Origin of the sequence: Cellulomonas sp. HZM, from assembly GCF_000708885.1 — a bacterium.
GTDB lineage: Bacteria > Actinomycetota > Actinomycetes > Actinomycetales > Cellulomonadaceae > Cellulomonas.
Genome location: NZ_JEOE01000009.1, coordinates 64845 through 78761, shown reverse-complemented (window position 1 = coordinate 78761; position 13917 = coordinate 64845). Strand labels below are relative to the sequence as shown.

Here is a 13917-nt window from a genome sequence, read left to right as displayed (position 1 = left end):
TGCAACCAGTTCCAGTACGCGGCGGCGTCATGTTCGACCAGATCGATGCTCGATCGCGATGCGGAAGGATTCGCAAGTCGCCTGCCTGTAGGCGCGACCGCCTGAGCTGGTCAGCTCAGGTCAGCCCAGGTCGACGACCGAGCCCGAGCCCTCCGTGAGCCACCGGTCGACACCCGCGGCGACGGCCTGCTCTGCACGGGCGACGGTGACCGCCGTCAACGGCCCGTCGGCGGCCGCCGCGGAGCCCCTGGACGTCGCGCCGGTCCACACCACGGCGGTGACGTTCTCGGTCGGCTCGGGGAGCTGGGCACCGAGCACGAGGTACTGCTGGTCGAGGTGCTGCGCCGACACCGGGTCGAGGCCGTCGACGACGTCCGCGCCGAGGCCGACGACGAGGTCCGGCGCCGCTGCGGTCGCGGCGTCCACCGCGCCCTCGACGTCGTCGCCCGCTTCGCGGTGGACCACGTGCGCGCCGTGCGCCGCCGCGAACCCGTCCACCGCGGCGGCGAGCACCTTCGACGAGTCGTCGTCCGTCCCGACGACCTCGAGCGTGAGCCCGGATGGGACGTCGACCGGCGCAAGCACCGGCGCTGCGGACGTCGTGGCCCCCGGCACCGCCGCGACCGCGGTCGTCCCGCTCGTCGGACCCGGACCCGCCGCGGAACCCGACGAGCACCCGGCCGCGACCCCCGCGACGAGCGCGAGACCCAGCCCGGCACGGAGCGGGGAGACGGCCCGGCGGGGTCGGGGACGACGAACCGTCCCCGACCCCGCCGACCTGGTGCGGGACGTCACCGACGCGCGACCTTCGCCGTGCGCGCGGAGGTCTTGCTTACGGTCGTGTACCCGGCCTTGGTGCCGGTCACCTTGACCGTGATGCGCTTGCCCGCGAGCTTCGTCGAGAGCGTGAGCGACGACTTCGCGGCGCCCGAGATCTTCTTGCCGTCGGCGTACCACTGGTAGGCCAGCTTCGGCGTCGGCGACCACGTGCCCGCCTTCACCTTCAGCGTGCGGCCGACCTTCGCGGTCCCGCTGACCTTGACGCTGCCCGCCGCGATCGTGCCGGGGGCGACGACGAGCGACGCCGACGTGACCGTGCGCGGCGCGTACCCGGCGAGCGTCCCGGTCACCGCTACCTGCACGCGGTGGCCCACCTGGCCCGCGGTCGGGGTGTAGGACGACGAGGTGGCGTCGGGGACCTTCTTGCCGTCGACCAGCCACTGGAAGCCGAGCCACACCGCCGGGGACCACGCGCCGGACGTGGCCGTCAGGCGCACGCCCACCTTGGCCTTGCCCGATGTCGTGCCGCTCACCTTGAGCGACCCTGCCGTCAGGGTGCCCGGTGCGACGAGCACCGCGGCCGACGAGACGGACGCGGTCGCGTAGCCGTCAGCGGAACCGGTCACCTGCACCGCGACGCGGTGCCCCGCCCGAGCGGCCGTGAGGGCGAACGTGGAACCCGTGGCGCCGGGGACCACCGCGCCGTCGACCGTCCAGGAGTAGCCCAGCGTCGCCGCCGGGGACCAGGGCGCGGCCGACGCGGTCAGCGTCGACCCGACCTTCGCAGTGCCCTGCACCGACACCGTGCCGGGGACGAGCACGCCCGCGGCGACCTTGACCGACTCGGAGCGGGTCGCGACCGTGCCGTAGGACGTGCGGGAGGCCGTGACCAGCACCGACAGCTCGTGACCCAGGTCGGCCGCGACCGGTGTGTACGTGAGGCCGGTCGCGCCCGCGATCGGCCGTCCCTCGCGGACCCACTGCACGGTCGTCGTCGCCGCCGGCGACCACTGCCCGGCGCTTGCGGTCAGCACCTCGCCGACATGTCCGCTGCCGGTCACGGCGGGTGCCACGACCTGCGTGATGCGCCCGGCGACGACCGTCACCGTGCGCTGCTTCGTCGTCACGTTGCCGGCCGCGTCACGCACCGAGTAGGTGAGCGGGTAGGCGCCGAGCGTGGCGGTGTCGACCGTGCCGGTGACCGTGACGGCCGAGGTCAGGTCGCCGTCGTGCGCGTCGGCCGCGGACACGCCCGCGAGCGCGTCGAAGGCGCCGTCGACCGGGATGCTCACGTCGGCCGGGACGGTGAGCGTGGGCGCCGTGACGTCCTTGCGCTCGAGCGTCACCTCGTCGACCACGCTGTTCACCGGCTTGCTGGTGCCGTTCGCCTGGCTGCGCAGCGTCCGGACCGTGATGGAGTCGCCCGTGACCTGCACCTGCGAGTAGTTGCGGACCTTCTCCTGGTTGATCACCGAGGCGAACCAGGCGTTCGGGAGCGTCACGTCGTAGTACTTGGAGCCCGACGACGAGTTCGCGGTGACGTACAGGACGTCGCCGGGGGCCGCCTCGACCGTGCGCTGCCCGGCGACCTCGGTCGCGTCGGCCATCTGGCCGTCGTTGACCAGGTAGCTGCGCGTGTAGACGTGGTCGTGGCCCTGCAGCACCAGGTCGATGCCCAGGTCGGAGATGATCTGCGGCAGCTTGCCACGCAGGTTGAGGATGTCGCCGTCGCTCGCGTGCGCCGCGACCGAGTAGATCGAGTGGTGGAACGCGAGCACCTTCCAGCGCGCGCTCGCGCCCTGCTCGGCGACGACCTTCTGCAGGAACGCCTGGTGGGAGGCGATGTCGCTCGAGTTCGAGTTGATGTCGAGGAACAGCACGTCCTTGTAGCGGAACCAGTAGTCGCCGCCCGCGCTCGTGGCCGTGCCGGCACCGGCCGTCAGGTCCACGTTCGGCACGTTGTAGTGCTGGTTGTACGCCTTGGAGCCGACGTCGTGGTTGCCGTTCGTCGCGACCAGCGGGATCTCGCGCAGCTGGTCCGGGGACAGGAACGCGTCGTACTGGGACTCGTCGCCCGCGGTGTTGACCTGGTCGCCCGCCGAGAACAGCAGCTCCGAGTCGGGGTACGTGGCCTGCGCGACGTCGAGCGTGCTCTGCCAGCCGGCCTTGTCGTTCGCGACGTTGCCGGACGCGCCGATCTGCGGGTCGCCGAAGAACAGGAAGCCGAAGTCGCCGGTGAACGCCTGCGTGCGGAAGTCGTACGTCTGCGACCAGCCGTCGGTCGCGTCGCCGACGCGGTACACGTACGCCGTGCTCGGCTCGAGGCCGGAGATCGTCGCGAAGTGGTTGTACGCGCCGCTCGTCGTGACGCCGCCCGACGACGGGACCGTCACGGCCTTGTCCGCGGGGAACACGCCGTCCACGACGTCCTGCGCGCGAGCCACCTGCGCGACCTGCGCGACGTCGAGGTCGGTGTACCAGGCGAGGTTGCGCTTCGACTCGTCGGCGCCGACCGTCATCACCAGGTCGCTCACGGCCGCGGACTGCACCGGGGCGAGCGACGTCCAGTCGAGGTAGATGTCCGAGCTCGTCGCGCGGTCCTGGAAGAGCGCGACGGCCACGGTGTTGGCGCCCGCATGCAGCGCCGAGGCCGGGATCGTGAACGACGACGACACCGGGTCGCCGCCGCTGTTGCCCGCGTACACGAGGTTGCGCTGCGACTCGTCTGCCGCCTCCACGCGGTCGTCGACGAAGCCGGCGACCTTGGTGCCGTTGACGAACACCTGGATCGCGTCGTCGTACGTCACCGACGCCGTCAGCGCGCGCACGTGGGCGAGCTGGTCGGCAGTCAGCGAGAACGACGAGCGGAAGTGGAACGTCGGGACGTCGGTCGTCGTGCCCGCGAGGTACTGCGTGAGCAGCGTCGAGACGGGGAAGCTCGCGCCCAGGCCGGTCGCCTTGCCGTTCTTCGCCCCGAACGGGCCTGCGGCGTGCTTCCACGCCGAGTCCGCGAAGCCGTCCTTCGTCCAGACCAGGCGGTCCGACGAGCCCGCGGCGGGGTCGGTGCCGTCGTCCGAGTACGCCCACGTGCTCGACGAGTCGAGCAGCGAGCTCGGCAGCGTGACGGCGGCCTGCGCCGGCGCGGCGACGAGCGGCGCGGCGGCGAGGGCTGCCAGCAGCGTCGTCGCGAGCGCGGCGCGCGCCCGGCGCCGGGAGAGGGTGATGTGCATGGGGTCCAGTCCTCCGGAGGGGGTCACGGTCCGGCGCTGCTGCGCGCCGCGGACACCGTCCCGGGAGCGGGTGAACCCGCCGTGAACTGGCCGCTGACGTGCGGCGACGTGCGGTCGGCCGTCGTCTGACGGTTGCCTCGGGATCGGACCTGCGAGCCTCCGGGCCTCGGGTCAGGCCGCCGCGATGCGCTCGCGCAGGAGGTCCAGGTCGCCCGGCTGCAGACCCTCGGCGGGGAACGCGACGATGGCCTTCGACCTCGCGATCCGGAGCACGACAGCGTCGCCACGCGCGGTCACGGTCTCGAACGTCGGCCACTTCCACACGACCCGGACGCCGTCCGCCTGGTCGAGCCGGAGCCCTCGTTCGTCGAAGACCAGCAACGACGATGAGCCAGGCGGGAACCGGCGGTCCAGCAGGCGTCGAATCCGGACGGCGACGAAGACCATCAGGCCTGCGAACACCAGGCACAGGATCACGGCGAAGCTCGCGTCCCGGAGCAGGAGGCCCCCGGCGATGCCGACGAGGGGGACGACGGAGATCGCGGCGAGGCCCCCGACCGAGAACACGGAGGTCCGCAGCACGGCCCGGCTCGCGTCGCGGACGAACGCGGTGCTCGAGACCAGCGACCGGACGCGCGCATCGGCGTCGGTCGAGACCGGGCCGCCCCCCGAGGAGACCAGCGGGCCCGGGACGGGTGCTGCGATCCGGGCGCGGATCCCGGCGAGGACCTCGTCGGGGACGACCTCGCACGGCACGAGAACGGTGTGTCCGTGTCGTCTGCGCAGGGCGTAGAAGTCCCTCCGCCGTGCGACGCCCGACACCTGCGACCACGCGAGCTCGACCCGGCCGGTCGGGTCCTCGATGAGGATCGCACCCGGCGTCGCCGCAGCTCGAACGACGGAACCGGTGGGAAGGCACTTGCGTCCCTGCCGGATGCTCGAGGTGTAGATCAGGCCGAGCATCCCGGCGATCACACCCGCGGCGACGACCACCGGAGCAGCACCGCCAGCGAGCGACAGGACCCCCGCGAAGGCCATCAGCGCCCAGAAGACGACCGACCACGGGCGCAGCACCAGGTACGTCAGGTACGCCAGCGCGGCGCGGTGGTGGTAGCGCTCGTCGACGGTCGTCTCACGCCAGATCGGCTCGTTCACGGGCGGAAGCGTACGTGTCGACGCGCATGCTCCATGCACGTGGTGGCAGTCGGCCTCGCCGCGAGGCGCCCCGGTGCGATCGGCTCCCCACCGACCGCGCACCGGCCGTAGGTGCCGTCGGCGAGCCGTGCCAGCGCCGCGTCGATCTCCGCCAGCTGGCCGCGCGCGTCCGCCGCGAGCGCCTCGAGCTGAGCGCGCTCGAACGCGATGGTCGCGCCCTCGGGGTCGTGCTCGTCGTCCACGTTGGCGTCCCTCGCGGCGTCGACGACGTCCGCACGCGCGCTCCCGAGCCCCGCGAGCCGCTGCACCGCCTCGGCACGCATCGCGACGAGGCGGGCGCGAGTCTCGTCGTGCTCCGCGCTCACGTCGCTCACGTCGCGCTCACGTCGCCGACGGCGGGACCACGGACTCGCTGTGCGGCCGGTCGCAGCCCGGCTCCTCGTCGGTGCTCGCGTCCGACCGCCAGCCGACCCGCTCGTGCGAGCCGTCGCAGAAGGGCTTGTTGGCCGACGAGCCGCACCGGCACAGCGCCGCACGCGTCTCGGCGACTGGGCCGTCAGGACCGTTCAACCGGAGGTCGCCACGCACCAGCAGCGGACCGTCGGGAACGGCCGTGACCGTCGTCGTCGGGTCGGGCCGTTCCGGCTCGCCGTGCGCGAGCTGGTAGTGCAACGCACCCGTGGGGCAGCGGCGCACGACGTCGGCGACGTGCTCGGCGTCCGGGTCGGCGTCGGGCAGGATCCACGGCCGACGACCGGGCTCGAAAACCTCCGGCGCACCGCGTACGCACTCGGCGACGTGACGGCACCGCGTCACGTCGTACCGCACGACGATGCCCGTGCCCGTGTACTCGCGGTCAGTCACGTCTCCATGCTGCACCGCCGCGCGGCATCCGGCGCTCCCGCGCGTCGAGCACCGGCCGGAGACCGGGCACGACCCTGGCCAGGTAGCCGAGGTCGTCCTCGAGCACGACGAGCCGCACGACCGTTCCCGCGTCGTCGCACACCACCGCGACGCACCGCCCGCCTGGATAGGACTCCTTGACGGGGACGTCGGCCAACGAGCGAGCGGCGAGCCGCTCGACCGGCACCGGGTACGACTTGCCGCCCCGGTCGGTGAGCCACGTGAGCGTCGCTCCGTCGATGCGCAGCATCCCGCCCGACGGGTGGCAGTAGCGCGGCGTCCCGAGCACCGAGCCGGGGAGCTCCAAGGGCAGGCCCGCGGCGTCGGCGCGGGCGAGCCGGCGACGCCGCCGTCGGTCGTACAGCTCCGTGCCGAAGATCCCGCCGACCAGCCCGCCGATCAGGTCTCCCAGCACCGCTGCTCCCTCGTGCGCGTCCTGGACCGCGCGGGCACCCGGCGATCTGGCACCGACGATACGTCTGGCAGCGGGACGTCCGGCAGCGGCGCCGATGTCGACCCGCGCCGGCAGCACGCGGTCGACGCTCGCGGGTCACGACGGCGCCGCGAGCGCCCGGACCGTGTCGATCGTGTCCGCCTCGGCCGCCGTCTTGTCCTCGCGGTAGCGCAGCACGCGCGCGAACCGCAGCGCGACGCCGCCCGGGTACCGCGTCGAGCGCTGCACGCCGTCGAACGCGATCTCGACCACCTGCACCGGCGCGACGCGCACAGCCCAGTCGGTGCGGCTGACCTCCAGCTCCAGGAACCGCTCGGTCTGCCACGCGAGCATCTCGTCGGTCATGCCCTTGAACGTCTTGCCGAGCATGACGAACCCGCCCGCGGGGTCCCGCGCGCCCAGGTGGATGTTGGACAGCAGCCCGCGCCGCCGCCCCGATCCCCACTCGACCGCGAGCACCACGAGGTCGAGCGTGTGCCGCGGCTTGACCTTCACCCACGCCCCGCCGCGTCGACCGGCCTCGTAGGGCGCGTCGAGCGACTTCACGACCACCCCCTCCTGCCCCTGGGCGACGACCTCGGCGAACCGCTCCTGCGCGCGGGCGGCCGACGACGTGGTGATCCGCTCGACCGCGAAGGGCCCGGCCACCGCGTCGAGAGCGGCCAGCCTGGAGCGCAGCGGGGCATCGAGCAGGTCGCGGCCGTCGAGGTGCAGGCAGTCGAAGAAGTACGGGGTGAGCACGCCGTCGACCTCGCCGCGGGTGGCGCTGCGCGACGACGTCTCCTGGAACGGTCGTGGCCGGCCGTCCGGGCCGACGACGAGCGCCTCGCCGTCGAGCACGAACGCGTCGGCCGGCATCGATCGCGCGAGCGCGACCACCTCCGGCACACGGTCGGTGAGGTCGTCGAGGCTGCGCGTGAAGACGTGCACGTCCTGACCCGAGCGGTGCACCTGGATGCGGATGCCGTCCAGCTTCGTGTCGACCGCGACCTCGCCACCGCCCAGGGCGTCGAGCGCCGCGGCGACGTCCGGGGCCGACTGCGCGAGCATCGGCCGGACCGGGCGCCCGACCTCCAGCCCGATGGCAGCGAGCGCGCCCGCCGGGTCGTCGGACGTCAGCGCCGCCGTCGCGACCGTCTCGGTCGAGCCCGCGAGCATCGCGGCTCGCCGCACGGCGTCGACCGGCACCCCGGCGGCCTCGGCGACCGCGTCCAGCAGCAGCGCGTCGAGCGATCCCTGCCGCAGCTCGCCGGTGACCAGGCCGCGCAGCAGCCGCTGCTCGTCCGCGGTCGCCGCACCGAACAGCTCGGCCGCGAGCGCCGCACGCGCACCCGCGGACCCGGGCCCCGCCAGGGCCGCCATCTCCTCGAACGCTGCATCGACCTGCGCGACCGTCAGCGAGGGAGCCACCGCGGGCGCGGGCAGCTCCGCGAGCGACCGCCACCCGAGGCCGGTCCGCCGCTGCCGGAGCTCGCCGCCCAGGAAGCGCGCCACGATCGGCACGTCGGCCGCGGCGGTGCTCCGCAGCAGCTCCACGAGCAGCGCGCGCTTGGCCAGGCGCGAGCGCGTGGCGGCGAGCGCGGAGGAGGTCGCGGCGACGTCGGCGAGGAGCACCCCTGAATGCTGCACCCCACCACCCACACCAGCACCCCGCGGGCCACGACCACCACGCCGCCCGCAGTCACCCGCCTCCAACCAGCGGCACTTGTGACACGAGTCGCCTCGTGAGGCGCGAACCACCGGTCATGCGCGCACATCCGTCACAAGTGCCGCTGATCCGGACACGGACAGTCGATCGCCGAGCCCCGACGACACGCCGAGCGCCGCCAGCACCCGCTCCCGCGACCCGGCCCCTCCTTCGCCCGACGACCCCGCCGACGGCTCAGCGAACCCGGGTGCCCGCACCACGCGCTCGTCCAGCACCACGCGCCCCGGCCGCTCGCTCAGCACCACGACGCGGTCGGCGAGCAGCAGCGCCTCGTCCACGTCGTGCGTCACGAGCACCACCCCCCGCCCGTCGGCCGCGAGCGCCACGTCGGCCAGCCAACCGTTGAGCCGCCGCCGCGTGAGCGGGTCGAGCGCCCCGAAGGGCTCGTCGAGCAGCAGCAGCTCGCGTCCGGACAGCACGGTCCGTAGCAGGGCCACCCGCTGCCGCATGCCGCCGGACAGCTGGTGCGGCCACGCCCGCTCGAACCCGGTGAGCCCGAACTCGGCGATCAGTGCCCCCACGTCGCCGGGGTCCCGGCCGGCCAGCCGCGCGCCGAGCAGAGCGTTGGGCAGGGTCCGGCGCCACGGCAGGAGGCTGTCCCCCTGCGGCATCCACGCCGCCGCGGCGCCGGGCCGCACCTCCCCGGTGACCTCCGCACCGGGAGCCCGAGCGGACCCGAGGACCCGCAGCAGCGTCGACTTGCCGCACCCCGACGGCCCGACGACCGCGACGAACTCCCCGGCACGCACCGCGAGCGACACCCCCCGCAGCACCTCCACCGAGCCGTACCGGACACCGAGCCCCTCGACGCCGGCGAGCTCACGGGAGGTAGTCATCGCTCCACGCCCCGGCCACGTCGAACGAGCGCGACGCGAGCCCGTTGTCCTGCAGGAACGCCACGAACGCGGCCCAGACGCTCCCGGACTGGTGTCCCCACGCGTCCGGGGACGAGGCGTACCGCGTCGACAGGTAGCCGGCGGAGCGGGTCAGCAGGTCGGTGGACAGCTCGGGCGCGGCGGCGTGCAGCGCGGAGACGGCGGCCGAGGGCGTCGTCATCGAGTCGCGGTAGCCGTGCGCGAGCGCGGCGAGGAAGTGCCGCACCAGCTCGGGGTCGTCGCGCAGGTGCGCGCCGGTGGTCGCGACGAGCGGCGTGTACCAGTCGGGGATGCAGTCGGTGTGGTCGATGAACGGGATCGTCGTGACGTCGAGGTGGTCGATGTCGCGCAGCCGGATGGTGTCCCACGCGTCGAACACCCACGCGGCGTCGAACTGGTGCTGGGTGAGCCCGACGCGGAAGTCGTCGCTGGCCAGCGGTGCCATCTTCACCGCGGCCGGGTCGCCGCCGTCGCACTGCACGAGCCGCCGTACGAGCGCCTCCTCGAGCTTCGACCCGTACGTGCCGTAGGTGTGCCCCGCGAGGTCACGGGGCCGCGTGATGCCCGCCGAGCGCAACGAGATGAGCGACGAGGTGTTGTGCTCGATGACGGTGGCGACCGACACCACGTCCGCCCCCTGGTCGCGCGCGGGCACGATCGACTCGGCCACCGAGTACGCGAAGTCGGCCTTGCCGGCCGCGAGCAGCTGGGTCCCGGAGGTCTCGCCGGGCTCGACGATCGTCACGTCGAGCCCCTCGTCGGCGAAGTACCCGCGTTCCTGCGCGACGTACAGGCCTGAGTGGTTGGTGTTGGGCGTCCAGTCGAGCACCACGGTCACGTGCCGCGGGCCGGACGCGGCGGCGTCCGACGAGCAGGCGGTGGCGAGCGGGAGCAGCAGGACGACGAGCAGCGCGACGAGTCGGCGCACGGGGTTCTCCTCGGGTTCAGGGTGCGCGCCGCCACGGCGTCGCGAGCCGCCCGAGGGCGTCGACGACGACGAACAGCACGCCGGTGACGAGCGCGATCGCGACGACCGCGACGAGGATCTGGTCCACGTCGTAGGACTTGCGCGAGCGCTGGATGAAGACGCCGAGACCGCTGGTCCCGGCGAGGTACTCGGACACGACCGCGGCGCCGACCACGTACGTCGTGGCGACCCGCAGCCCGCCGAACAGACCCGGCACCGCGGCGGGCAGCCGCACGAGCCACAGCTCGTCGCGCCGCCCGCCGCCGAGCCCGGTGACCATGTCGGTGTGCGCGTCGTCGGCCTCCGCCATCGCGGTGACGCACGCGACGAGCACGGGGAAGAAGACGGTGAGCGCGACCACGACGACCTTGGGCGCGAGCCCGAACCCCGCCCAGATGACGAGCAGGGGCGCGAGCACCACGGTCGGCACGGTCTGCGTGACGGTGACCAGCGGGTACAGCGCGTCGCGCGCGAGCGGGGACACCGCGACGAGCACCGCGAGCGCGACCCCGACGAGCGTGCCGGCCACGAGCCCGAGCAGCGCCTCGACCATCGTCGTGCGCACGTCCCCGACGAGCAGGGGCGCGACCCGCACCGCGGTCCCCGCGACGCGCGAGGGCGCCGGCAGCACGAACGGCGGCAGCCCGGATGCCCGTACCCCGACCTCCCACGCGCCGACGAGCACGCCCGCCGCCAGCACCGGCGCCCACAGGCGCCGCCGGCTCACGCGCGGAACTTGCCGACGAGGTCGCGGATGCTCGGTCCGGCGTCGCCCGCCGCCTGGCTGACCTTGATGATGCTGCTGACGCCGCTCGCGCCCGCGGCGACCGTCGCCTCGTGCACGGAGCGCAGCAGGGGCCACAGCTGGTCGGGCGAGCCCTCGACGGTGGTGCCCATGGCGCCGACCTCGTAGGTCAGGCCGGAGGCCTGGATGACGGCGATGGCGGCGTCGACGTAGGCGTAGCGGTCGTCGTCGGTCCCTGCGGGACGCGGCGAGACCTGGATCTGTGCGAGCACGGTGTTCCTCCGGGAGTCCGGGGCGCACCAGTGGAACGGGCCGTCCGTGCACGACGAGGGACGGGCGGCCCGGGGTCGCCGGGCGGCACCGCCGACGCCGCGCACGGTCGCGCTTCCCTCCGCTGGCATTACCCAGTTCAGGTTCTCGGGTCGACGTGCGCTGACCTCGCGGTCGCGGCCCGTCCTCTCAGCCCGGCTGTCCCGAGCTCCCCGGCGTTGGCGTCTGCGAACCTACACGATCCGGGCGTCCCGGGGCACACGGGTGAAAGTTCGTGGACGACGATGCCTCGGGCATCCGCCGCCGGGTACTCTCCCGTCGCCGGTCAGAGCCAGACCGGCCGCAGGGGGGTGGCTGCCCACCCGCGTTCGTCCTGAGCCGGGAGCGCCTGTGCACCGCCGCCTCGTCACCACACTGTCCGCCTTCGTGGCGCTGACCCTCGTGCCCACGGGCGCCGCCCTCGCGGCGACACCGCCGTCCGGTTCGGGCGCCGGGACCGTCGCCGGCATCGACCGCTCGGTCGCGTCGACGACGGGCACGCTGCACGTCGCCGTCGGTGACGACTTCGTCTCGGGCCGCGACACGTACGTGGCCAAGATCAGCACCGACCACGGCGTCCTCGACGTCCCGGCGTCCGTGACCGCCGACCTGGACCCCTCCCTCGAATCGGGCGACCCGGTCGAGGTGACCACGAGCGCGGGCGGAACGGTCACGTCCGTGGAGCCCGCCGCGACCGACGACGTTGTCACCACTGCGGAGTCGGTGGACGGGACTTCCGTCGACCGGCCGGGTGCCGGGCTCTCGGCCGGCGCAGGAGTCACGCCCGTCGCGGGCGTACCGAACAGCGGCCAGCACTACGTCACCGTGATCCCCGTGAAGTGGGGCTCCGTGCCCGCAATGTCCACGACGGGGGTCGGGGCGGCCATCTCGAACCTCGATGCGTACTACAACACCGTGAGCAAGGGCCGCATCCGTGTGAAGCTGCGTTCCACGACAGCGGTGCAGACCCTGAACTTCACGCCGACCTCAGCCAACGCATGCAGCAGCAACGACGTCGACGAGGCACTGAATTCCGTCTACTCCTCGGTGCCCGCAAACCGCTTCGAGCACGTCGTCTTCCTGATGCCCAACCCCGGGGCATGGTGCGACTTCGCGGGCTATGGCTCGGTCAATGCGTGGCCAGACGGCCGCAACCACATGTGGCTGTTCGATGCCTCCGCACTCACGAACGCCGTCTTCGCGCACGAGTTCGGGCACAACCTGGGCCTCGAGCACTCGGGGGCGATCAACCCCGCGTGTGCGTTCAGCAACGCGAAGACCGCCCTTCCCCTGGGAAGCTGCGTCGACGTCTACGGCGACCCGTGGGACCTCATGGGTAACTCGACGTACGCGCCGCACAACATGACGACCTACGCCCCCGACCCCGTTGCTGTGGGGCACCTGTCGGCGGTGAACATGGCGCGTCTCGGCCTCCTCTCGTCCACCGACCAGCGACGGCTCACGGCCACGTCGACGACGATCACCCTCAGCCCCGTCTCGAGCGGCGCCGGCCTGCGACTGGTCACCATCCCGTGGGGCAACCGCACCTACACGCTCGAATACCGGGCCGCCACTGGCCTCGACGCATGGATCAACACTCCCAACGGCCTCGGCTGGGCTTCGAACGGCCAGCCGGTGCCGGCCGCAGGCTCTGGTGTCGTCCTGCGCGAGCGTGACGGCACTGGCGCCAACAGCCAGGACGGCGCCTTCTTCTTCCACCCCGAGTCGGGCCAGGCCGCGATTCGAGCGGTTGAGACCAAGGGGACGGTCGACTCGTCGCTGCGGATCAAGGTCAACTCGCTGTCCCCGACCGCGGCGAACATCACGGTGACTCGCGCGAAGGACACCACCGCGCCCACCCTCGGCCAGTACGGCTACTGGAAGACCCAGCGCACGGTCGACCGGGTGGGCGTCGTCCTGCTCTCGACGACCCTCGACGTCGGCTACGTCTCGGCGGGCGACGCCGACTCGGCGCTCCAGTCCGTGCAGCTCGTCGTCGACGGCAAGGTCCGCGCGACCGCCTCGTCGACCGGGCTCACCGAGCTCAAGGCGACCGGGCTGAGCAACGGCAAGCACACGTGGTCCCTCGTGGCCCGCGACCTGTTCGGCAACGTCCGTCGCACCGCGAACAACACCGTCCACGTGGACACCAGCGCCCCGAAGATCACGTCCTCGCCGCGGGCGTCGCTGACCAAGGGCACGGTCTCGACCACGTCCGTCCCGGTCTCGGTGTCCTGGAAGGCGTCCGACGCCTGCGGGATCATCTGGAGCGCCGTCGCCGGCTCGAACGGGCTGTCGAAGTCGATGTGGAGTGCCCCGAAGGCCGTCTCGACGCGCCTGACGTTCTCCCGCTCGAGCTACTTCATCGCGCGGTCGCAGGACTGCGCGGCGAACTACACGTCGACGAGCAAGGGCCCGCACACCACCGCGACGCTCGACAAGCAGAGCAAGCGCAAGGGCTACCACGGCACCTGGACGGCGACGAAGGCGAAGAAGGCCCTCGGCGGGACCGAGCAGGTCACCAAGAAGAAGAAGGCCTACGTCTCCTACAAGGTGAAGACCCGCAGCATCGGGTGGGTCGCCACGAAGGGCAAGGACCGCGGCAAGGCGGCCGTCTACATCGACGGCAAGAAGGTCGCGACGGTGAACCTGTACGCGAAGAAGACCACCTACGCGCAGCAGGTGTTCACCAAGACCTGGAGCAAGAAGGGCACGCACACGATCAAGATCGTGAACCTGTCCTCGAAGAAGGTCGGCGTGGACGCGTTCACCAAGCTGTCCTGACGCGCAC

Annotated in this window: 12 protein-coding genes and 1 riboswitch; of the genes, 1 reads left to right on the top strand and 11 read right to left on the bottom strand. The window is 72.8% G+C overall.

From position 1 onward, the window contains the following. Nucleotides 1-120 precede the first annotated feature (120 nt). The 11 genes from AW16_RS17630 to AW16_RS0107170 form a co-directional block, all read right to left on the bottom strand. Nucleotides 121-795 carry a hypothetical protein gene (locus AW16_RS17630; protein WP_051681747.1) on the bottom strand — a complete coding sequence of 225 codons (675 nt, stop codon included), beginning with the start codon at nucleotides 793-795 and terminating at the stop codon, nucleotides 121-123. Then, a complete protein-coding gene (locus AW16_RS17625; protein WP_051681746.1) occupies nucleotides 792-4010 on the bottom strand; it encodes an immunoglobulin-like domain-containing protein in 3219 nt (1072 codons plus the stop codon). The genes AW16_RS17630 and AW16_RS17625 overlap by 4 nt, the downstream gene beginning before the upstream one ends. Nucleotides 4011-4181: 171 nt before the next feature. After that, nucleotides 4182-5165, bottom strand: a complete 984-nt coding sequence (locus AW16_RS0107210; RefSeq protein WP_029289282.1) for a hypothetical protein — start codon at nucleotides 5163-5165, stop codon at nucleotides 4182-4184. After that, nucleotides 5162-5488 (bottom strand): TraR/DksA C4-type zinc finger protein, encoded by a 327-nt coding sequence (locus AW16_RS0107205; protein ID WP_051681760.1) that lies wholly within the window; start codon nucleotides 5486-5488, stop codon nucleotides 5162-5164. Before AW16_RS0107205 ends, AW16_RS0107210 begins: the two co-directional genes overlap by 4 nt. A 58-nt stretch (nucleotides 5489-5546) precedes the next feature. Next, the gene (locus AW16_RS0107200; RefSeq protein WP_197021582.1) at nucleotides 5547-6029 is read right to left on the bottom strand and encodes a (4Fe-4S)-binding protein; all 483 of its coding nucleotides are present in this window, start codon (nucleotides 6027-6029) and stop codon (nucleotides 5547-5549) included. Beyond that, the gene (locus AW16_RS18380; RefSeq protein WP_156044097.1) at nucleotides 6022-6483 is read right to left on the bottom strand and encodes a hypothetical protein; all 462 of its coding nucleotides are present in this window, start codon (nucleotides 6481-6483) and stop codon (nucleotides 6022-6024) included. Before AW16_RS18380 ends, AW16_RS0107200 begins: the two co-directional genes overlap by 8 nt. Nucleotides 6484-6618: 135 nt before the next feature. Beyond that, the gene (locus AW16_RS0107190) at nucleotides 6619-8136 is read right to left on the bottom strand and encodes an ATP-dependent DNA ligase (protein WP_029289279.1); all 1518 of its coding nucleotides are present in this window, start codon (nucleotides 8134-8136) and stop codon (nucleotides 6619-6621) included. Nucleotides 8137-8265: 129 nt separating this feature from the next. Beyond that, a complete protein-coding gene (locus tag AW16_RS0107185) occupies nucleotides 8266-9066 on the bottom strand; it encodes an ABC transporter ATP-binding protein (RefSeq protein WP_081861514.1) in 801 nt (266 codons plus the stop codon). Further along, complete coding sequence (locus AW16_RS0107180) at nucleotides 9050-10033, bottom strand: ABC transporter substrate-binding protein (RefSeq protein ID WP_029289277.1); 984 nt, start codon at nucleotides 10031-10033, stop codon at nucleotides 9050-9052. The genes AW16_RS0107185 and AW16_RS0107180 overlap by 17 nt, the downstream gene beginning before the upstream one ends. Before the next feature lie 16 nt (nucleotides 10034-10049). Next, nucleotides 10050-10799 carry an ABC transporter permease gene (locus AW16_RS0107175; protein WP_051681745.1) on the bottom strand — a complete coding sequence of 250 codons (750 nt, stop codon included), beginning with the start codon at nucleotides 10797-10799 and terminating at the stop codon, nucleotides 10050-10052. After that, nucleotides 10796-11089 carry a thiamine-binding protein gene (locus tag AW16_RS0107170; protein WP_029289275.1) on the bottom strand — a complete coding sequence of 98 codons (294 nt, stop codon included), beginning with the start codon at nucleotides 11087-11089 and terminating at the stop codon, nucleotides 10796-10798. Before AW16_RS0107170 ends, AW16_RS0107175 begins: the two co-directional genes overlap by 4 nt. 114 nt (nucleotides 11090-11203) lie before the next feature. Beyond that, nucleotides 11204-11302, bottom strand: a riboswitch (TPP riboswitch). Between the two features lie 211 nt (nucleotides 11303-11513). Here AW16_RS0107170 and AW16_RS0107165 point away from each other — a divergent pair. After that, a complete protein-coding gene (locus AW16_RS0107165) occupies nucleotides 11514-13910 on the top strand; it encodes a M12 family metallo-peptidase (protein WP_156044095.1) in 2397 nt (798 codons plus the stop codon). The last annotated feature ends 7 nt before the right edge of the window (nucleotides 13911-13917 follow it).

What these genes read in the sequence shown, in the direction of transcription:
- AW16_RS17625 (WP_051681746.1), bottom strand. Translation starts at nt 4,010, where the DNA reads ATGCACATCACCCTCTCCCGGCGCCGGGCGCGCGCCGCGCTCGCGACG.
- AW16_RS0107205 (WP_051681760.1), bottom strand. Translation starts at nt 5,488, where the DNA reads ATGCGTGCCGAGGCGGTGCAGCGGCTCGCGGGGCTCGGGAGCGCGCGT.
- AW16_RS0107185 (WP_081861514.1), bottom strand. Translation starts at nt 9,066, where the DNA reads ATGACTACCTCCCGTGAGCTCGCCGGCGTCGAGGGGCTCGGTGTCCGG.